We start from the raw sequence: 18,333 nt of genomic DNA on the forward strand, positions 1-18,333 counted from the left end.
CGACAACGCATCCAGATCAAGGTATTGGCCTTTTCCCCCTCTGGGCCGGGTGCTATGTTGACCGCAACGCCCTTCCGGGCGAGCCTTGACGGATCCCTCAGGAGAGCCATGCCCATGGACACCCCGGCCGCCCTGCGCCACCCCCTGATCCATCAGCAGCGCTTTCTGGTCAGCGAGATGATCTTCCAGCTCGGCGAGATCTCCACCCCGATCCGCATCCGCTGCTACCGAGAGGCAGGCAGCGAGCGTGTCACCTGCGAGCAGAGCCACTACCTGCAGACCCCCCTCCAGGCCGAGCCCTCCTTCGAGAACAGCGACGACCATGCCGGCATCGATGAGGCCCTTGCCGCCATCACCGACGAGATGGTGGCCCAGTACCAGCAGGCGGAGCAGGCCGGCCACCGCCCCGGCGACGGCTGGCTGCTGCCCAGCCGCGATTTCGACTGAGCCCGCCCATGCCCATGTCAAAGTTCATGTCAAAGCCCAAGTCCAGGCTCAAACCTGCCCTGTCCGTCGCCGCGCCCCTGCTGCTGGCCACGCTGCTGCCCCAGACCAGCGCCACGGCCGCCGTCTACAATACTCTCGATGCCGAGGCCCACGGCCAGTGGCAGTCGTTGACCCTGGTGCTGGGCGAGGAGCGTCACTACCGCGCCCTGGAGGCCAGCAGCTACAGCGACTCCCTGTTCAGCGTCAACGTCACTCCCGCGGCCTGCGAGCGGCCCTGGCTGGAGCTGCGCGTCGACCTGGGCGAGCGCCAGGCGGAGAGCCGGGTGGCCAACCGGGTACCGGGCGACCTCCGGGTGGACCATGAGACCATCCACAGCGGGACGGCGGAGTTCATCACCGAGCGCGGTGACAGCGGCTTCTACGTGCAGTTCCTGCTGGAGGAACCGGCACTGCTGCTGGAGGAGATGCGGCGTGGCGAGACCCTGCGCCTGCGGATGATGCGCGCCGAGGACGACCCCTGGTTCATGGTGTTTTCACTGGAGGGTGCCGCCGAGGCCATGGATCGCGCCCGGCGCCAGTGCCTGAGGGATACCGACTGACGCGAGAAGGGTCTGACCCGCGCCGCGCGCCGCGCACCCCATCAAAAGGGCCGCCCCTCGCTCCACAGGCGATGAAGGCGGCCGATTGGGGTCATGTAGCTACATTACTCCCGGCCGGACAGCAGCCGGGTGTCCAGGGTCTCCACGGTGAGATACTCCTCGAAGGTCCACAGCCGAACGAAGCGGTGGCGCTGCTGCTCGTCACCGCCCCAGGCGGAGAAACCCAGCGGGGTCTCGGGCATGCCGTCGGCCAGCTGCTCCAACCACCATTCGGCTATCTCCTCCTCCCAGGGCTTGCCGTACTGGGCCGTGAGCTCGGCCTTCACCGCGGCGTGGTCGGCCACCTCGGGGTGGAATGCCACCACCAGGGCGAGGCGCTCGCTGCCCGCCGGGAAGACATAGCGCAGGTCGGTTTCCACTGCCGGATCGCCGGGCGCCGGACTTCCCCCCAGTCGACCGTCGATCAGCAGATCGCCGTCGGCGGTCTGCGCTTCGGTCACCTCGGTGACGCCATCCCCGGTCAGGCGCTCGCGCACCTCGTCGGGGGACATGCCGAGTTCCACGCTGCCGTAGCCGGTGATGGCCGGGGCGGCCAGGGCCGTCCCGCCGATCAGCATAAGGGCCGGCGCCAGGGCGCCGATCCAGCCGCGGCGTTGCCTCGCTTGGCTCATTCCATCTCCTTCTTTCAGCGCTCGATGCGCGTGGCGTTGATCTCGACCATCTCCTCGTCCACCTCGTCGGCACCGAACATCAGGCCGAACTGCCAGGAGACGTGGTGGAAGCGCGAGGCAGCGTGGTCATCGTGGAGCGCGAAGTTGACGTTGTACTTACCGTCCAGGGCCAGCGGCTTGTCGCCCGGCGTACCGGTGCTCAGCGCGCGGGTCAGGAAGGCGGTCCAGACGCCGTCTTCCTTGCCGGCGCTGAACACCACGGCCTCGCTGTCGCTGAAGTGGCGCTCGTCGAGGATGTAGCCGGACTCGGTGCGCTCGCTGCCGCTCTTGTAGCGGGCCATGTCCAGGTAGACCCCGCCGCCGAACAGCTCGTCGATTTCCTCGCTCTCCTTGAGCTTGTCCCAGCCGCCGCGGGCGGCGCCGCGACGACCGCGCACCTCCACCTCGGTACGGCTCTCGGTGAGGTACTTGGTCACGCCGTTGCCGCTCATCAGGTCGAGGCGCTCGGCCAGCTCGCTCTGTGCCAGGGCCTCCGCCTCGGGGGCGTCCGGCATGTAGGCGGAATCGTGGTGGCAGCTTGCCCAGCAGCCCCCGCGGTCGGCCATGTCGACACGATCGTCGGCGAAGCTCACGGTCAGCTTGGTCTCGTTCTCCGGGTCCATCATGCCGCCATCGACGAAGGGCAGCGGCGCGTGCTCGGCGTCCTCCCACTGGAAGCGCATAAAGAGGTAGTCGTCATCGAAGGCGGTCTGCACGGTCATCGGGATGTGGCCGCGCTTGTCGCCCAGGTCGTAGGTCTCGATCTTCTCGGCGCCGGTTGCCAGGGCACCGATGTCGGCCTCTTCGTCCTGGTGGCACCAGATGCAGCGATCGCCGAAGCTGAAGGCGCGACCGCCCCCATGCTCGCTGCCGTCCTGGATCCACTCGATGGAGGCCTGGCCCGGCAGGAACAGGGTCACGTCCAGTGCCGGAACTTCGTCCCAGGCAAGGCCGGAGGCGATATCGCCCTCGGCGGCCACGGCCTCGCCCAGCTGCTCGGCCTCCAGCGGCATGGCCGGCTCGCCACGGTCCAGGTCGGCCTCGGTGTCATGCTCGAAGCGGGCCGCCCAAACGGGAGACTCGTCCCAGGCCTCGGGCAGCTCGTGGGCGATGCCCTGGTGGCACTCGATGCAGGTCTGGCCCTGCTCGAAGCCCCGGGCGTGCTCGCGGGCGGCGCGGGCCGGCTGCTGCTCCAGGTCCATGGCGGACCAGTCGTGGCAATTGCGGCACTCGCGGGAATCGGTGCGTAGCATGGAACGCCAGACGTTCTCGGCAAGCTGTAGCCGCTTGCCGTCGAACTTCTCCTTGGTGTCCACGGTGCCCAGCATCCAGTGCCACACCTCGCGACTGGCCTGGATCTTGCGGATCATCTTCGGCCCCCAGGCGTCGGGCACGTGGCAGTCCGAACACTCGGCGCCCACCCCGGTGGGGTTCCGGAAGTGGGGTCGGTCCTCGTACTCCTCGTAGACCCAGGTCATCTCGTGACAGGCGGAGCTGCAGAACTTCATGTTGTTGGTGGCTTCCATCACGGTGTTGAAGCCGCCCCAGAAGATGATCCCCGCCACGAAGAAGAGCGCCACGGCCCCCAGCGACGCCCCCATGATCGTGATCTTGCGCCAGTTGCGCAGTCGCTCCCTCACCATGTCAGTCTCCCGAAAATGTCATGACAGCAGGTATCTGCTCTCGCGATGCCTTGCATTCGTTATGGTGCCCGGCCCCTTGCCCAGCCACTCCGGCGTCCTGCTTTCGGGAAGGCATGAATGGCTGGAAAAGAGGTCGGAGCGCCCCCAGGCGCTCCGGCCGTTCGGCTCAGCCGACGTGGTTCTTGCGGTTGTAGACGTTGAACTTGCCGGTGGGCGTGTTGAGGTTCTCGACCCGGGCCTTCTCTTCCAGGGTCTTGTCGTCGTAGATGATGATGGCGCCGTCATCCTGGTGGCCGCGGCCGCGGGCCCAGATGGAGACCCACACTTCGGTACCGGTCTGGTCGTACTCCATGTGCACCGCCACGGCGTCATGCTCGGCGGGACGATCGGCCACGTGGATCGGGGTCAGCTCGCGGGTCTCCTTGTTCATGACCATGACCCACTGGTTGACGTCCGCCTCCGGGTGCATCGCCTGGTCGATCCAGACGTTGTCGGACTCCGGGTGGCTACGCACGAACAGGCCGGGGCCGTCGGTCTCGACGCTGCCGCAGATCTCCCAGGCCTGGTCCGGATGTCCCTCGGGGTCGTTGCCCCAGAAGGTCATGCGCCCCTCGCCCAGGTGGGTGGTACCGGCTACGGGGCCACACTCGGGATCATCCCAGTTGGCGCCGGGGCCCGGGTGGGGAATCATGCCGGTCTCCAGCATGCCCACGCGCTTGCGGGTCTCGGTGTCGACGAACACCATCTTGTTGTTGTAATTGGCGGCGATCTGGAAGTAGCGCCCGGTGGGGTCGAAGAAGCCGTCGTGCAGGAACTCGGAGGTCTCCATCTGCTCGATGCGCAGGTTATCGAGATCGCTGTAGTCGACCTGCCAGACCTGGCCGGTCTCCTTGACGTTGACCAGGAAGCTCGGCGCGTGGGGCGTGTTGTAGAGCGCCGCGACGCGGGCCTCGTGGACGTAGTTGCCCTCGGTGTCGTAGCCGCGGGTGGAGACGACCTTGAGCGGCTCCATGGTCTCGGCGTCGGCGATCACGAAGTGGGGCGGCCAGTAGGCGCCACCGATGACGTACTTGTCCTTCCACTCGCCGTAGTGGGAGACGGCCACGTCCCGGGCGTCGATGCCGATGAACACCTCGGCGGTCACCTGGGGCGGATCCATCCACAGGTCGATCTTGGAGAGACGGCCGTCGCGGCCCTGGACGTACCAGAAGCGCCCATCGGAGCTCTCCTTGGCCACGTGCACGGCGTAGCCGGTCTCGGCCTCGGTGACCAGCTCCTTGGTGTCGCCGTCGATGATGCCCATGGCGCCGCGGTCACGCAGGATGGTGACCATGAAGTTTTCCCAATTGCGCTCGTGCTGGGGCTCGCTGGGCCACTCTTCCTGGGGAACGACGATCTTCCAGGTCTCGCGGATATCGGCCAGGGACATCTCCGGCGGCTCTTCCGGCGTCTGCTGGATGTACTTGGAGATCAGCTCGATCTCCTCCTCGTCGAGGATGCCGTCGAAGTTGTTCATCCCGCCTTCGGTGCCGAAGGTGATGATGCTCTCCAGGCGTCGCTGGCCAAGCCCGAGGGTGGTCTCGGGCAGCAGGTTGGGACCGGTGGCGCCCTTGCGCAGGGTGCCGTGGCAGCCGGCGCAGCGGGAGAAGTAGATATCGCCGGCTCGGTCCAGCTCATCGGCCGACATCTCCGGTACCTCAGCCTGCACGCCACCCGCCATCATGGCGGCCAGCGGGAAGCTGAGGGCGAAGATCCCCTTGCTCAGTGCATTCTTTTGCATAACGTGCCTCGCTCTGTTTCCCCGTGGGGTAGGGTCTGGAGAGAGCCTCACGTGGCCCGGGTCGGCGATCGACAACCCGGGGAGACACCCTCCACCTGCCAATAAGTAGTAGCAGTTCTACTTCTTTTCTCACTTGACCACTGTCAAGTGGCACACCGGAGCGTTGACTTATGTCATGGGTCGTGAAGAAACGCCGCCTGACGCCCGGGTGCCGTTGAGGCCGGGGCAGGCGGGAAGGGGGCGTGACTCGCCGCCCCGGGCGAAGGCGCACAGCGCCGGCAGGTCATCCAGATGAACGCAGTTGCGCTCGCAGCGCACGCCGAAGGCCCGCAGGCGCGCCATGGCCCGGGAGAAGCTCTCCGGCTTCATGCCCAGGCGGCCGGCGATCAGCATCTTGTCGCAGGGCAGGCTGACGGTGGCTCGGGGGGCATCAGCCGGGCACAGCGAGAGCAGGAAAGCCGCCAGCCGCTGGTGGGTCGACTGGTTGGTCAGCTGATCCAGCTGAAGCACCAGCGCCCGCAGCATGCCGGTGAGATTGGCCAGCAGGTTGAGCGTCAGGCCGCGGTGCTTGTGCAGGGTGTCCAGGAAGGGCTCCGCCGGAAAGACCAGCAGCCGGGCATCCTCGGCGACACCGCCGTTCACCGGAAAGCCCTGGCGATCGAACATCGCCGCCTCGGCGAGGGACTCGCCGCGGGTGAAGAGCCCCACCATGCACTCGCTGCCGTCGGGGCTGTCGCGGTAGAGCTTCACCCAGCCATCGAGCACCACGTAGAAGCGATCCGCGGGCTCCCCCTGGGCGAACAGCCGGGTGCCGCGGGGGCAGCAGCGCTCGTGGGCGCCCCGGGCCAGCAGCGTCAGGGTGTCGTCGGCGAGGCCGGTGAACAGTGGCACCTGGCGCAGCGTGCGCAGGGTCTCCGGGGTGAAGCGAACGGTCATCTCGGCCTCCTGAACTCTTTCTCGCCTAGCGCTGCGTCAGCTCCGCCAGGTTGCCGCGGATCACCTCGGCCTCGGGAGATTCCGCCGGCAGCACCGCCAGCAGCCGCTCCCAGTAGCCGCGAGCCTCATCGAAGGCCGCATCCTGGTACGCCCGGGTGCCGGCCAGCCACAGCCCGTGGACGTGCTCGGGGTCGATGGCGAGTGCCCGCTCGATCAGCCCCGTCGGCTCCCCTGACAGGCCCACCTCGAGCTCGGCCAGCACATCGGCATAGCGGACCAGCACCTCGGGGTCGCGGTCCCCGCCGTGGCGCAGCGCCTCGCCGAAGGCGCGACCTGCGGCCTCGAACTCGTCGAGGAAGGTCAGTGTCCGCCCCAGCAGCACCCAGCCCTGGAGGTCGGCCGGATCCTGAGCCAGGCGCAGCTGTAGCCCCTCCACCAGGCGGGTGAACTCGCGGGCCATCTCCTCGTCGCTGGGCTCGTCCTGCGGGGGTGGCGGCATCGCCTGGCCGGCCGGTGCCCGGGCGGCAAACACCTCCTCGCTGTAGCCCACCGAGAGGTAGGTGCCCACCGCCAGGAAGGGCAGCAGGGCCATGCTGGCCAGGGCGGCGATGCGGGCCAGGCGGCGCTGGCCGCGGCGTTCGCCGCCGACGTCGGGGCCGGCCTCCAGCACGCCGCTGTCGAGCAGCTCGCGCTCCAGGTCGGCCAGGGCGCGGGCGTAGCGCTGCGCGGTCAGGGTGCCCGCGGCCAGCTCCTGGTCGAGCTCGGCGACGCGGTCGCAATGCACCGCCAGCAGCACCTCGTGGCGGTCGGGGCCGGCAGTGCGGGGTTCACGCAGCAGCGGTATCAGCACGAAGGCCAGGGCCAGCAGGCACAAGCCCAGGGCCAACAGCAGGAAGACGCCATTCATCTCGTCGTACCTCCGGGGTCAGTCGCCACGGCGCAGGCGCTCAAGCGCCGCACGCTCCTGGTCAGTGAATTGGGGCTCATCATCGGGCCGGGCACGCCGGCGCATCACCTGCCACCACACCAGCAGGCCGCCGGAAAACAGCAGGAAGGGGCTGGCCCACAGCAGGGCGGTGTTGGCCTGAAACGGCGGCCGGTAGCGGACGTAGTCGCCGTAGCGGGCCACCATGAAGTCGACGATGGCCTCGGCGGACACGCCGTCCAGCGTCATCCGGTAGACCCGCCGGCGCATGTCGGCGGCGAGCTCGGCGTTGGATTCGTGGATCGTCTCGCTCTGGCACACAGTGCAGCGCAGCTCCCGGGTAAGGGTCTCGTACTGCAGGCGCTGGGCCTCACTCTCGAACTCGATCGGCTCGCCGATGGCCAGCGCCAGGGCCAGCCCGGCCGGCAGCAGGGCGAATGCCAGGGGGGTGGCCAGGGCCACCAGAACGACAGTCAACCAGCGGCTCATGACGCCCTCCCCGCCTGGTCGGCTCTGGATGGTTCCGCTCTGAGCTGCTCCGCTCTCGGTGTCTCGGCCCTCAGCTTTTCAATCAGAGGCAGCACCTCGTCGAGGAGCAGCTGGCGGGTGAGAGGGCCGATGCGCTTGTAGCGGATGACGCCGTCGGCATCGAGCACATAGGTCTCGGGCGTGGCGTAGACGCCCCAGTCGATGCCGGCATCGCCCGCGGGATCATAGGCGATGGTGCGGTAGGGGCTTTCGGTCATCTCCAGGTAGCGCAGCGCGGCCTCGCGCTCGTCGCGGTAGTTGAAGGCGTGGATGGGGATGCCGCCGCGGGCCAGCTCCATCAGCAGGGGCTTCTCGGCGCGGCAGGTGCTGCACCAGGTGGCCCAGACATTGACCAGCGCCACCTCGCCGATGAAGTCCTGTTCGGTGAGGATCTCCTTCGGATCCTCCAGGGCCTCCAGCGTGAAGGCTGGGGCCGGCTGGCCCACCAGCGGCGAGGGCAGGTCGCGGGAGTTGAGCCCGAGGCCCAGCAGCAGCAGGCCAAGCAGGGACACGACCGCCACCAGCGGAATCAGCAGCTTGAGCTTCATGAGGCGGTCACCTCGCGATTCACCTCCACTGCCGGCCCCGGCGCGCGCTCGCGGCGCTTCGCCAGCCGGTAGCGCTTGTCACAGGCCGCCAGCAGACCGCCCAAGGCAAGCAGGAGGGCGCCGCTCCACATCCAGGCCATGTAGGGCTTGTAGTAGAGCCGGAAGCTCCAGGCGTCACCCACCAGCCGTTCGCCCAGGGAGACATAGACGTCCCGGGTCGCCGCGCGATGCAGCGAGGCCTGGTGCATGGGGTTCTGGGGCTGGGTGTCGTAGTAGCGACGCTGGGGAAGCAGGGTCGCCACCGGGCGGCCGTCACGGGTCACCGTGACCACCGCCTGGTCGGCGTCGTAGTTGGGGCCGCGGACCTCCTCCATGCGCAGCAGGGTGAAGTCGAAGCCTGCCGCCGAGGAGGTCTCCCCCGGTTGCATGCGTACGTCGCGCTCCACCTCGTAGGTATTGACCATGGCGATGGCGACCACCACCATTGCCAGCCCCACGTGGGCCAGGTGCATGCCCAGAAAGCTCGGGCGCAGCACACGGCGCAGCCGGGTGGCCAGGGGCTGGCGACCCACCAGACGCTTGCGGATATCGAGGGCCGCAGTGAACACGATCCAGCTGCCCAGCATCAGCGACAGCGCGGTAAGCGGACGCCAGGCGCCCAGGGTCAGCGGCCAGAGGCCGCCGGCCACTATGCTGGCCAGCAGCACCCAGCGCAGCTGGCGCACCACTTCGGCAGGGCTGGACTGCTTCCACATCACCGTGGGGCCGAGGCCCATCAGCAGCAGCAGCGGCAGCATCAGCGGCGCGAACACGGTATCGAAGTAGGGGGGGCCCACGGAGATCTTGCCCAGCCCGAAGGCGTCGAGCACCAGCGGGTAGAGGGTGCCGATGAAGACCGCGGCGAAGGCCACGGTAAGCAGCACGTTGTTGGCCAACAGCAGCGACTCCCGGGAGAGCCAGTGGAAGCCGCCGCCGAGGCCGACCCGTGGCGCCCGCCAGGCGTAGAGGGTCAACGAGCCGAGCAGGGTCGCCGCCAGCATGGCCAGCAGGAAGACACCGCGGTCCGGGTCCGTGGCGAAGGCGTGCACCGAGGTGATCACCCCGGAGCGGACGATGAAGGCCCCGAGCACGGTCAGCGCGAAGGTGATGATCGCCAGCATCAGGGTCCATACCTTGAGGCCGCCGCGTTTCTCGGACACCGCAAGGGAGTGCAGCAGGGCGGTGGCGGTGAGCCAGGGCAGGAAGGAGGCGTTCTCCACCGGATCCCAGAACCACCAGCCGCCCCAGCCCAGTTCGTAGTAGGCCCACCAGGAGCCCATGGCGATGCCCAGGGTGAGGAACACCCAGGCCACCGTGGTCCAGGGCCGCGACCAGCGCGCCCAGGCGGCGTCCAGCCGACCGCCCATAAGCGCCGCCATGGCCAGGGCGAAGACCACCGCGGTGCCCACATAGCCCATGTAAAGCAGCGGCGGGTGCAGGATCATCCCTGGGTCCTGGAGCAGCGGATTCATGCCGCGGCCGTCCATGGGGCCGGGCACGATGCGATCGAAGGGGTTGGAGGTGAACACCGTGAAGGCGATGAAGGCCACCGAGATCATGCCCATCACCGCCAGCACCCGGGCCAGCATCTCGCGGGGAAGCGAACGGCTGAAGCGCGCCACCGCCAGGCCCCAGGCCCCGAGCAGCAGCACCCACAGCAACAGCGACCCCTCGTGGCCGCCCCACACTGCGGTGACCTTGTACATCGTCGGCTGGGCCAGGCTGGAGTGGCTGGCCACGTAGCGCACGCTGAAGTCGCTCGCCAGGAAGGCCCAGGTGAGCACCCCGTAGGCGATGGCCAGGAAGACGAACTGGCCGCTGGCCAGGAAGCGCCCCGTGCGCATCAGCCGCAGGCTGCCGGTCCCGGCGCCCACCAGCGGCAGCACGCTCTGGATCAGTGCCAGGCAGAGCGCCAGGATCAGCGCAAAGTTACCGAGTTCCGCCACCATCTGCTGCACCCTCCCGCCGCGGGTGACACCCGGCCGCACGGCCGAGCCTGGATTCACCGGGCCGGCGGCTGGCGCCGACCCCCATGCAAGGGATGGTCGGGGAATCCCTCCATAAGATCTATACTAGATACCTCTTTTCGGTCCGGCCTGTGACCCATGTCAAACATTGCCGGTCGCTGGCTCATCGCCCGCGACAGACGGACGCTGACAGGGCCGCGGCGGGGCCTTATGCTGGGGTCTGATTTCCTGACCCTGGTGACTCCTCCCGTGAAACATCTGCTGATGCCCGCCCTGCTGCTCGCCGCCGCCCTGCCCTTCACCGCCGCCCATGCACAGGAAGCCACCCCTGACATCATCCTGCACACCAGCCACGGCGCCATAGGCATCGAGCTGTTCCAGACCGAGGCCCCGGAGAGTGTCAACAACTTCCTCACCTACGTGCAGGAGGGACACTACGACGGGACCATCTTCCACCGGGTGATCGACGGCTTCATGGTCCAGGGCGGCGGCTTCGACGCCGAGATGCGCCAGAAGGCGACCCGCGACCCGATCACCAACGAAGCGAACAACGGCCTGAAGAACCGCCGCGGCACCTTGGCCATGGCCCGCACCGGCGCCCCCCACTCCGCCACCGCCCAGTTCTTCATCAACGTGGGCGACAACGGCTTTCTCGACCATGTCAGCCCCCAGTCCGGCCAGACCTGGGGCTATGCGGTGTTCGGCCAGGTGGTGGAGGGCATGGAGGTGGTCGACGCCATCCGCCGCGTGCCCACCGGCAGCCGCGGCCCCTTCCAGGATGTGCCCCGTGAGCCGGTGGTGATCGAGCGCGCCGAGCTGCCCTGACCCATCCGCGCAAGGAGCACGACGTGGCAAGACTGCTGTTCCGGCTGGGCAACGTGCCCGAGGCCGAGGCCGAGGAGGTGCGCGCGCTGTTCGAGGCGCGGGGCTTCGATACCTACGAGACCCGGGCCGGCTTCTGGGGGCTCGGCGTGGCGGCCATCTGGCTGCGCGACGAGGACCAGTTTGATGCGGCCCGGGAAGCGCTAGACGCCTACCAGGAAGACCTCTCCGAGCGGGTTCGCCAGGAGCGCGACGACCTGGCCGAGCGCGGCGAGGCACCGACGCTGTGGAAGCGCCTGCTGCACCATCCCGTGCGGATGCTGCTGGTCGCCGTCGCGGTAGCGGTGATCCTGGCCATCACCCTGCTGCCCTTCCTGCGCCTGATCGACTGACGCCGCGAAGCAGGCCTGAAAACAACGACGCCCCCGCAGGCCATGCCGGCGGGGGCGTCGTCGCGATGGGCGGGGGCCCAGGCAGTAGAGGCCGGGACCCGCCGATCAGCTGCGGATCAGGTGGTCGAAGGCGCCGAGGGCGGCCTTGGACCCCTCGCCCATGGCGATGATGATCTGCTTGTAGGGCACGGTGGTCACGTCGCCGGCGGCGAAGATGCCAGGCACGCTGGTGGTGCCGTGGGCGTCGGTGATGATCTCGCCTCGCGGAGACAGCTCCACCGGGGAGTCCTTGAGCCACTCGGTGTTGGGTACCAGGCCGATCTGCACGAAGATGCCTTCCAGGTCGAGGCGCTTGCTCTCGCCGCTGGCGCGCTCTTCAAAGGTGAGGCCGTTGACGCGGGTGCCGTCGCCGTTCACCTCGGTGGTCCGCGCGCCGAGGAGGATGTCGACGTTGGGCAGGCTCTTGAGCTTCTTCTGCAGCACCGCATCGGCGCGCATCTCGTCCATGAACTCGATCAGCGTCACCTGGCCGACGATGCCGGCCAGGTCGATGGCCGCCTCGACGCCGGAGTTGCCGCCACCGATGACCGCCACGCGCTTGCCCTTGAACAGCGGGCCGTCGCAGTGGGGGCAGTAGGCCACGCCCCTGTTGCGGTACTCGGCCTCGCCGGGCACGTTCATCTCACGCCAGCGGGCGCCGGTGGACAGGATCAGCGTCCTGCTCTTCAGGCTCGCGCCGGACTCGAACTGCACCTCGTGCTCGCCGCCCGGCTGAGTGGCCGGCACCAGCTTGACCGCACGCTGCAGGTTCATGATGTCGACCTCGTACTCCTTGACGTGCTCCTCCAGCGCCGCGGCCAGCTTGGGGCCCTCGGTGTGGGACACGGAAATGAAGTTCTCGATGGCCAGGGTGTCGAGCACCTGGCCGCCGAAGCGCTCGGCGGCCACGCCGGTGCGGATGCCCTTGCGGGCGGCATAGACCGCCGCCGACGCGCCGGCCGGGCCACCGCCCACCACCAGCACGTCGAAGGCGGCCTTGTCGTTGAGCCTGGTAGCCTCGCGCCTGGCGGCACCGGTGTCCACCTTGGCGAGGATCTGCTCCAGGCTCATGCGGCCCTGATCGAAGGGCGCGCCGTTGAGGTAGAGGCTGGGCACCGACATCACCTGACGCTCCTCGACTTCGTCCTGGAACAGGGCGCCATCGATGGCCACGTGGCTGATGTTCGGGTTGAGCACCGCCATCAGGTTAAGCGCCTGGACCACGTCCGGGCAGTTCTGACAGGAGAGCGAATAGTAGGTCTCGAAGTGCAGCTCGCCCTCGAGGCTCTGGATCTGCTCGATCACCTCGTCGCTGGTCTTGGGCGGATGACCGCCCACCTGCAGCAGCGCCAGCACCAGGGAGGTGAACTCGTGACCCATGGGGATGCCGGCGAAGACCACACCGGTCTCTTCGCCGATGCGGTTGAGCGCGAAGGAGGGACGACGCACGTCCTGGCCGTCGGTACGCAGGGACATCTTGTCGCTCAGGGCGGTGATGTCGGTCAGCAGACCGTGCAGCTCCTGCGACTTGGCGCCGTCATCGAGGGAAGCGACGATCTCGAACGGCTGGGTGACCTTCTCCAGATAGGCTTTGAGCTGGCTTTTCAGATTGTCGTCCAACATGACAGCGGGTTCCTTCATGTTCGCGAATCGGGGTCACAAGGAGGCCGCGCGAGCGCCACTGGGCGTCGCCGAAGACAGTCTTGTGAAGGGGAGAAACACCCGGGCAGGGCTGCCCGGGTGGGGGGGCGGCGAGGCGCGGGACGGGGCCTCGCAGCAGGGGCGCTTAGATCTTGCCGACCAGGTCCAGGGACGGAGACAGCGTCGCTTCGCCTTCTTCCCACTTGGCCGGGCACACTTCGTTCGGGTTGTTGCGAACGTACTGGGCGGCCTTGACCTTGCGCAGCAGCTCCTCGGCGTTACGGCCGATGTTGCCGGCGTTCAGCTCGACGATCTGGATCTTGCCGTCCGGGTCGACCACGAAGGTGCCGCGGTCGGCCAGACCGGCTTCCTCGATCAGCACCTCGAAATTGCGTGAGATCTTCAGGGTCGGGTCGGCCAGCATCGGGTAAGTCAGCTTGCCGATGGTCTCGGAGCTGTCGTGCCAGGCCTTGTGGGTGAAGTGGGTATCGGTGGAGACGCTGTAGACCTCGACGCCCATCTTCTTCAGCTCTGCGTACTTGTCCTGCAGGTCGCCCAGTTCGGTGGGGCAGACGAAGGTGAAGTCGGCCGGGTAGAAGAAGAAGATGTTCCACTGCCCCTTCAGGCTCTCCTCGGTGACATCGACGAACTCGCCGTTGTGGTAGGCGGTCGCTTTGAACGGCTTGACTTCGGTGTTCAGCAGGGACATTCGGTCATGCTCCTTTCGACTTTGGTATAAGGAATGGCTCGGATACGGGACGCATGGTAGCCCGCATCGCCCGATAGCGTAAATTGAATGGTGGCATGGACCCGATAACTCAACCCTATCAGCCGATCTGCACCGCCTGGCCCTGGCGATCCAGCGCCAGGAAGGCCTCGACGTTGCCCATCTTCAGCGACTCCACCATGCGCTGGAGCTGGGCCTCGGCCTGCTCCGCGCTCGGTGCCTCGCCGCCGTGGCCGGAGAGGGCGCCGACGAAGACGATGTCCCACTCGATGCCCGTTTCCTTCGATTCCGCCACCAGGGCGGCCATATCACTGAGTTCCTCCGGCGCCTTGTCGACGCACAGCGCCGGGGTCAGCACGCCGCCCTCGCCCTGCTCGAATTTCTGCCGCTGCTCGGGGGTCGGGTTGTCCGGCAACTCGGCGCGGGTGAAGACGAACAGCAGCCGCTGGGCATCGGGCTGCAGGCGAGCCTCGTTGATCAGGTCGGAAAAGTTGGTGATGGCCAAGGGGCCTCCGGGGCGAAAGCGTGATGGATGAGCGCCAGCCTGCCCCCTTTCGCGCGGGGGCTCAAGGGGCTGGCGGGCATACCGGCCGAGTCTAGGTGGCGGGGTCAAGGATTGCTCGGGGCTGTTCCGGCGACAAGCCTACCCTCCCCTTCGACTTGTCCCCGGCGCCCCTCGGTGCGTGCGCCTCAGCCCTGGCGGGCGGTAAGGATATGGTGCAGGCCGTCGCAGGCCACCAGGGGGTCGTCGCAGTTGACCACCACCTCGGTGTGGCCGAGCACATAGGCCTTGCCGGTGATGGTGTTCTCCACCACGGCGTGGGGTCCCTCCTGGCGGGTGCCGGTAAAGGTGCCGATGAAGCCGGTCTCGCGCAGGGAGACGGTCTCCAGCCGGTCACCTGGGCGGATGCGCCCCTCGTGGTTCATCAGCGCCAGGCGCGCCGAGGTGCCGGTGCCGGTGGTGCTGCGGCAGATCACCCCCGGGTGCACGTAGGTGGTGGAGCGCGAGCGGTAGAAGCCATCGGCGACCGGCTCCACCGGGCCCATGAAGTGCAGGAAGGGGAGCGGGCCCACATCGCCCAGGGTGTAGTGGGAGAAGCCCCGCTCGGCCTGGATCGCCTCGACGATCCGGTGAGCGCAGTCGGCCAGCCCACGTTCCTCGTCCAGGGTCAGGCCGAAGCCCAGTTCGGTGGCGTCCACCAGCGCATAGAAGCCGCCGCTGTAGGCCACGGAGTAGGTCACCTCGCCCAGGCCCGGCACCTGGATCGTCGCGCGATGGGTGTCGATGTAGCTGGGCAGCCCCTCGCAGGTGATCGCCTCCACCACGCCGTTCTCCACCCGTGCCTCGATCTTCACCCGCCCCGCCGGGGCCTCCAGGGCGAAGTGCTGCACCCCTTCCCGCTTGGGCACGATGCCGGCCTCGAGCACCGCGGTGGCGGTGCAGATGGTGTTGGAGCCGGAGTAGATCGGGTAGCCCATCACCTCCATGATGATGTAGCCGGCCGCGGCCTCGGGGTCGGTGGCCGGCACGATCAGGTCCACCGACATCTCGGGGATGCCGTAGGGCTCGAACAGCAGCAGCTTGCGCAGGCCGTCGGCATCGTCGCGCAGGTACTGCATCTGGGCGCGCACGGTGTCGCCGGGCAGCGGCTCGATGCCGCCGAGCACGATGCGGCTGACGTCGCCGCCGGCGTGGGTGTCCATCATCTGGAAGGTGAGCGGACGGGCGGTCAGCGGTTGATTCATGAGCGAGGTTCCAGGGTCGAGGAGACAGGGGCGAGGGCGAAGGGGGCGCCGTGCGCCTCCCACTGGCTATCGGGGACGATCACGATCTTGCCCAGGAAATTGCTGCCTCGGCTGACGAAATAGCGCTCCGCTGCGTGCAGATCCGAGAGCCGGAAGGCGGCGTGGAGCACCGGCTTCAGCCGGCCAGCACGGATCCACTCGACCAGCTGCTCGGCCTCCTCCCGGGTGCCATGGGAGACGCCGAAAATCTGCACCTGGTAGAGGTAGATGCGCGTCCAGAGGATCTCGCTGATGTTGCCGCCGCTGGCCCCGGCGATGGAGAGACGCGGGTAGGTAGCGCGGGCCTTCATGTCGTGGATCATGGTGTCGATGAACAGATCGGTCATCTCGCCGCCGACCAGGTCCATCACCGCGTCGATGGGCGCGCCACCGGTGGCGTCGAGCACCCGCTCGACGAAGCTTTGCAGGTCGCCGCGGTCGATCACCGCCTCGGCACCCAGCGCTTCCAGCGCCGCGGCCTTCTCCGGCTGGCTCACCGCATAGGGAATCGCCCCGACGATGCGGCAGAGCTGGATGAGTGCAGTGCCCACCCCGCCGCTGGCGCCGGTCACGAGAATGCGCTCGCCGGCCTTCACCCCGGCCGAGGTCATCATATGGTAGGCGGTCTGGTAGGAGCACATGCCCATGGCGGCGAGCTCGGCATCGGCAAGCTCCGAATTGGGCACGGCGTGAAACTGGTCGGCGGGCACGGCCACATACTCGGCGAAGCCGCCATCGGCGCCGTGGCCGTAGTAGTCCGGGGTCAGGTTGATGTCGCAGCGGGCATCCGCGTAGAGATTGAAGTCGAGCAGGCCGCGCTCATCGATCCGCGAGGGATCGACGCCCTCGCCTACCGCCGCCACGCGCCCGGCGATATCGGCCCCCTGGATGCGGGGGAAGGTCAGGGTCGGCTCGCCGCCCATGGCAAAGGAGGTCACCTGGCCCTTCTTGACGGGATAGAGTCCCTCTCGGGCCTTGCGGTCGGTGTTGTTCTTGGCGGTGGCGGTGACCCGCACCAGCACCTCGCCGGGTCCCGGCTGCGGGGTCGGCACGTCATCACGGTAGACCAGCCTGTCGATATCGCCATGCCCGATCAGCAGCATGGCGGACATGGTGTCGGGAACGGTCGTGGCGGGGGTATCGCTTGCCATCTGCTGCCTCCTTTTGCTGGGCTTACTTTCAGGGGTTACTTGCAGGGCTTGCGGCAGGAGGCCGAAAGCGTGAATGCTGAGCGAGACGATAGCAGAAGCCCCCTGGGCTGACCGAGGAGCCGCCCGGCATTCCGGCTACCCATCCTTTCTGTTCTTGAGGCCCGCGGGGTGCGATTCTTTCGGCGCGCCCCGTCTGGCGCGGGGCCCGGTGCGCAATCAGCACCTCCGATGCGCTACCCTGAGACTGATAGCCACGCCACCAGCCCCGACCATGACCCGCAACCTGACCCAGCAGCTCAACGTGACCCGCCATGGACGCGGCATCATTCCGGTAGTGATGATCCACGGCTTCGGCTGTGACCAGACGGCCTGGAGCCGATTGCTGCCGCGCCTGGAGGCCCACTACCGCCTGATCCTGCTGGATCTGCCGGGCTTCGGCGCCGCCGATCCCGCCGCCTTCGATCCCGGTCGACATGGCGACCCCGCGGGTCATGCCGAGGACGTGGCCGCCCTGTGCGAGGAGCTCGATCTCGAGGGAGCGATGATGGTGGGCCACTCCATCGGCGGCACCATCGGCATGATGGCCTCTCTATTGCGCCCCGGCACCTTTCGCAAGCTGTGCCTGATATGCAGCTCGGCCCGCTACCTGGATGAGCCACCCCACTATCGTGGCGGCTACAGCGAGGCAGAGCTCGAGGGGCTGATGCAACTGATGGAGCAGAACTATCTGGACTGGGCCGGCACCCTCTCCACGGTTGCCCTGGGCGATGCGGGCACGCCGAACCACCGGCACGACCTGCAGCAACGGCTGCTCGCCGTGCCCCCGGAGGTGCTGCGTCCCCTGGCGCGCAGCATCTTCTTCGGCGATACCCGTCACCTGCTTCCCCGAGTGACCACACCCAGCGTTATCGTGCAGACCGCCCATGACGCTATCGTCCCGATGGAGGCGGCCGAGTACCTGGCCGAGACCCTGCCCGACGGCGACTTGGTGGTCATGCAGACCGCCGGCCACTATCCGCAGCTCACCGATCCGGAGACCCTGGCCTGGGTGCTGCGGGGCTGCCTGACCGTTAACGACCGCTGAGGCACCGCATGCCCATAGGCCCCGTCGAGCTGGCCCACTTCTGGGATCTCTCCCCCACCGGCCACGCCGTGGTCGACGAGCACGGCATCATCCTGGTCGCCAACCGCACCCTGGCCAACTGGATGGCAGAGCCCCCCGCCGCCCTGGTCGGCCGCCCCGCCAGCGAACTCTTCACGCCGACGGCCCGGGTTCTCTATCTAGGTCTGCTGGCCTACCGCCTTGCCGTAGGAAGCCGAGCGGAGGAGATTCATCTTGAGCTGACCATTCCCGGAGGGGTCCCCCTGCCGGTACTGTGCAGCGGCCGGCGCATTCGCTACCAGGGGGGTCACCTCATCCTGCTGACACTGCAGGAATTCTCCCGCAAGCACGCCCTCGACAAGGAGATCCTGGAGGCCCGTCAGGCCAGCGAGCAGCGCCTCGGGCAGCCGGGCACGCGCTGACGACGCGAGCGGGAACTGCCGCTCAGGGGGCAGCCAAGGCGTGATGGAGAACGCCGGGGCTCAAGGCCCCGGCGTGCTGGTGGGAAAACAGGCCCTCCTGCTTCGCGGAGTCGAGCTTCTCGGCTCGAGT

Annotated in this window: 19 protein-coding genes; 6 read left to right on the top strand and 13 right to left on the bottom strand. The window is 67.9% G+C overall.

Features of this window, described 5'->3' with window-relative positions; genetic code table 11:
* The first annotated feature begins 114 nt into the window (after window positions 1-114).
* Together ACR80S_RS14295 and ACR80S_RS14300 are read left to right on the top strand one after the other, a co-directional pair.
* Window positions 115-447: a hypothetical protein gene (locus ACR80S_RS14295; protein WP_435401535.1), complete on the top strand. Its 333-nt coding sequence runs from the start codon at window positions 115-117 to the stop codon at window positions 445-447.
* Window positions 448-473: 26 nt separating this feature from the next.
* Window positions 474-1,046 (top strand): hypothetical protein, encoded by a 573-nt coding sequence (locus tag ACR80S_RS14300; protein ID WP_435403608.1) that lies wholly within the window; start codon window positions 474-476, stop codon window positions 1,044-1,046.
* A gap of 104 nt (window positions 1,047-1,150) precedes the next feature.
* Here ACR80S_RS14300 and ACR80S_RS14305 read toward each other — a convergent pair whose 3' ends face one another.
* The 8 genes from ACR80S_RS14305 to ACR80S_RS14340 all read right to left on the bottom strand — a co-directional run bounded on the left by ACR80S_RS14305 (window position 1,151) and on the right by ACR80S_RS14340 (window position 10,104).
* On the bottom strand, window positions 1,151-1,717 hold the full coding sequence (locus ACR80S_RS14305; RefSeq protein WP_435403609.1) for a hypothetical protein: 567 nt from the start codon (window positions 1,715-1,717) through the stop codon (window positions 1,151-1,153).
* Between the two features lie 14 nt (window positions 1,718-1,731).
* Entirely contained in the window at window positions 1,732-3,399 is a 1,668-nt protein-coding gene (locus tag ACR80S_RS14310; RefSeq protein ID WP_435401538.1) for a NapC/NirT family cytochrome c, read from the bottom strand.
* A 166-nt stretch (window positions 3,400-3,565) separates the two neighbouring features.
* Complete coding sequence (locus tag ACR80S_RS14315) at window positions 3,566-5,179, bottom strand: cytochrome D1 domain-containing protein (RefSeq protein WP_435403610.1); 1,614 nt, start codon at window positions 5,177-5,179, stop codon at window positions 3,566-3,568.
* 168 nt (window positions 5,180-5,347) lie between these two features.
* Window positions 5,348-6,115, bottom strand: a complete 768-nt coding sequence (locus tag ACR80S_RS14320; protein ID WP_435401540.1) for a Crp/Fnr family transcriptional regulator — start codon at window positions 6,113-6,115, stop codon at window positions 5,348-5,350.
* A gap of 25 nt (window positions 6,116-6,140) precedes the next feature.
* Window positions 6,141-7,022 carry a c-type cytochrome biogenesis protein CcmI gene (ccmI, locus tag ACR80S_RS14325; RefSeq protein WP_435401541.1) on the bottom strand — a complete coding sequence of 294 codons (882 nt, stop codon included), beginning with the start codon at window positions 7,020-7,022 and terminating at the stop codon, window positions 6,141-6,143.
* Between the two features lie 18 nt (window positions 7,023-7,040).
* A complete protein-coding gene (locus tag ACR80S_RS14330) occupies window positions 7,041-7,529 on the bottom strand; it encodes a cytochrome c-type biogenesis protein (protein ID WP_435403611.1) in 489 nt (162 codons plus the stop codon).
* A complete protein-coding gene (locus ACR80S_RS14335; protein WP_435403612.1) occupies window positions 7,526-8,116 on the bottom strand; it encodes a DsbE family thiol:disulfide interchange protein in 591 nt (196 codons plus the stop codon). Before ACR80S_RS14335 ends, ACR80S_RS14330 begins: the two co-directional genes overlap by 4 nt.
* Window positions 8,113-10,104 (bottom strand): heme lyase CcmF/NrfE family subunit, encoded by a 1,992-nt coding sequence (locus ACR80S_RS14340; protein ID WP_435403613.1) that lies wholly within the window; start codon window positions 10,102-10,104, stop codon window positions 8,113-8,115. Before ACR80S_RS14340 ends, ACR80S_RS14335 begins: the two co-directional genes overlap by 4 nt.
* A 267-nt stretch (window positions 10,105-10,371) precedes the next feature.
* Here ACR80S_RS14340 and ACR80S_RS14345 point away from each other — a divergent pair, with 267 nt between their 5' ends.
* Window positions 10,372-10,947 (top strand): peptidylprolyl isomerase, encoded by a 576-nt coding sequence (locus tag ACR80S_RS14345; protein WP_435401545.1) that lies wholly within the window; start codon window positions 10,372-10,374, stop codon window positions 10,945-10,947.
* A gap of 23 nt (window positions 10,948-10,970) precedes the next feature.
* Window positions 10,971-11,336, top strand: coding sequence for a DUF6164 family protein (locus tag ACR80S_RS14350; RefSeq protein ID WP_435401546.1), 366 nt, complete (start codon window positions 10,971-10,973; stop codon window positions 11,334-11,336).
* A 105-nt stretch (window positions 11,337-11,441) separates the two neighbouring features.
* Here ACR80S_RS14350 and ahpF read toward each other — a convergent pair whose 3' ends face one another.
* The 5 genes from ahpF to ACR80S_RS14375 form a co-directional block, all read right to left on the bottom strand.
* Window positions 11,442-12,998, bottom strand: a complete 1,557-nt coding sequence (gene ahpF, locus ACR80S_RS14355; RefSeq protein ID WP_435403614.1) for an alkyl hydroperoxide reductase subunit F — start codon at window positions 12,996-12,998, stop codon at window positions 11,442-11,444.
* Between the two features lie 163 nt (window positions 12,999-13,161).
* On the bottom strand, window positions 13,162-13,725 hold the full coding sequence (gene ahpC, locus ACR80S_RS14360) for an alkyl hydroperoxide reductase subunit C (protein ID WP_435401548.1): 564 nt from the start codon (window positions 13,723-13,725) through the stop codon (window positions 13,162-13,164).
* Between the two features lie 118 nt (window positions 13,726-13,843).
* Window positions 13,844-14,248 carry a ribonucleotide reductase subunit alpha gene (locus tag ACR80S_RS14365; RefSeq protein WP_435401549.1) on the bottom strand — a complete coding sequence of 135 codons (405 nt, stop codon included), beginning with the start codon at window positions 14,246-14,248 and terminating at the stop codon, window positions 13,844-13,846.
* Between the two features lie 185 nt (window positions 14,249-14,433).
* Window positions 14,434-15,489 carry a proline racemase family protein gene (locus tag ACR80S_RS14370; RefSeq protein WP_435403615.1) on the bottom strand — a complete coding sequence of 352 codons (1,056 nt, stop codon included), beginning with the start codon at window positions 15,487-15,489 and terminating at the stop codon, window positions 14,434-14,436.
* Complete coding sequence (locus ACR80S_RS14375) at window positions 15,486-16,679, bottom strand: zinc-binding dehydrogenase (RefSeq protein WP_435403616.1); 1,194 nt, start codon at window positions 16,677-16,679, stop codon at window positions 15,486-15,488. The genes ACR80S_RS14370 and ACR80S_RS14375 overlap by 4 nt, the downstream gene beginning before the upstream one ends.
* A 271-nt stretch (window positions 16,680-16,950) precedes the next feature.
* Between ACR80S_RS14375 and ACR80S_RS14380 the strand changes: the two genes are divergently transcribed.
* Window positions 16,951-17,763: an alpha/beta fold hydrolase gene (locus ACR80S_RS14380; protein WP_435403617.1), complete on the top strand. Its 813-nt coding sequence runs from the start codon at window positions 16,951-16,953 to the stop codon at window positions 17,761-17,763.
* Window positions 17,764-17,771: 8 nt separating this feature from the next.
* Window positions 17,772-18,203, top strand: coding sequence for a PAS domain-containing protein (locus ACR80S_RS14385; protein WP_435401553.1), 432 nt, complete (start codon window positions 17,772-17,774; stop codon window positions 18,201-18,203).
* The last annotated feature ends 130 nt before the right edge of the window (window positions 18,204-18,333 follow it).

Source organism: Halomonas salsilacus (assembly GCF_051216275.1).
Lineage (GTDB): Bacteria > Pseudomonadota > Gammaproteobacteria > Pseudomonadales > Halomonadaceae > Halomonas.

Bases quoted from the DNA above. Each gene is read 5' to 3' on its own strand.
- ahpC (WP_435401548.1), bottom strand. From the start codon at position 13,725: ATGTCCCTGCTGAACACCGAAGTCAAGCCGTTCAAAGCGACCGCCTAC.
- ACR80S_RS14340 (WP_435403613.1), bottom strand. From the start codon at position 10,104: ATGGTGGCGGAACTCGGTAACTTTGCGCTGATCCTGGCGCTCTGCCTG.
- ACR80S_RS14330 (WP_435403611.1), bottom strand. From the start codon at position 7,529: ATGAGCCGCTGGTTGACTGTCGTTCTGGTGGCCCTGGCCACCCCCCTG.
- ACR80S_RS14315 (WP_435403610.1), bottom strand. From the start codon at position 5,179: ATGCAAAAGAATGCACTGAGCAAGGGGATCTTCGCCCTCAGCTTCCCG.
- ACR80S_RS14295 (WP_435401535.1), top strand. From the start codon at position 115: ATGGACACCCCGGCCGCCCTGCGCCACCCCCTGATCCATCAGCAGCGC.
- ACR80S_RS14370 (WP_435403615.1), bottom strand. From the start codon at position 15,489: ATGAATCAACCGCTGACCGCCCGTCCGCTCACCTTCCAGATGATGGAC.
- ACR80S_RS14305 (WP_435403609.1), bottom strand. From the start codon at position 1,717: ATGAGCCAAGCGAGGCAACGCCGCGGCTGGATCGGCGCCCTGGCGCCG.
- ACR80S_RS14310 (WP_435401538.1), bottom strand. From the start codon at position 3,399: ATGGTGAGGGAGCGACTGCGCAACTGGCGCAAGATCACGATCATGGGG.
- ACR80S_RS14375 (WP_435403616.1), bottom strand. From the start codon at position 16,679: ATGGCAAGCGATACCCCCGCCACGACCGTTCCCGACACCATGTCCGCC.
- ccmI (WP_435401541.1), bottom strand. From the start codon at position 7,022: ATGAATGGCGTCTTCCTGCTGTTGGCCCTGGGCTTGTGCCTGCTGGCC.
- ahpF (WP_435403614.1), bottom strand. From the start codon at position 12,998: ATGTTGGACGACAATCTGAAAAGCCAGCTCAAAGCCTATCTGGAGAAG.
- ACR80S_RS14300 (WP_435403608.1), top strand. From the start codon at position 474: ATGTCAAAGCCCAAGTCCAGGCTCAAACCTGCCCTGTCCGTCGCCGCG.
- ACR80S_RS14385 (WP_435401553.1), top strand. From the start codon at position 17,772: ATGCCCATAGGCCCCGTCGAGCTGGCCCACTTCTGGGATCTCTCCCCC.
- ACR80S_RS14380 (WP_435403617.1), top strand. From the start codon at position 16,951: ATGACCCGCAACCTGACCCAGCAGCTCAACGTGACCCGCCATGGACGC.
- ACR80S_RS14320 (WP_435401540.1), bottom strand. From the start codon at position 6,115: ATGACCGTTCGCTTCACCCCGGAGACCCTGCGCACGCTGCGCCAGGTG.
- ACR80S_RS14335 (WP_435403612.1), bottom strand. From the start codon at position 8,116: ATGAAGCTCAAGCTGCTGATTCCGCTGGTGGCGGTCGTGTCCCTGCTT.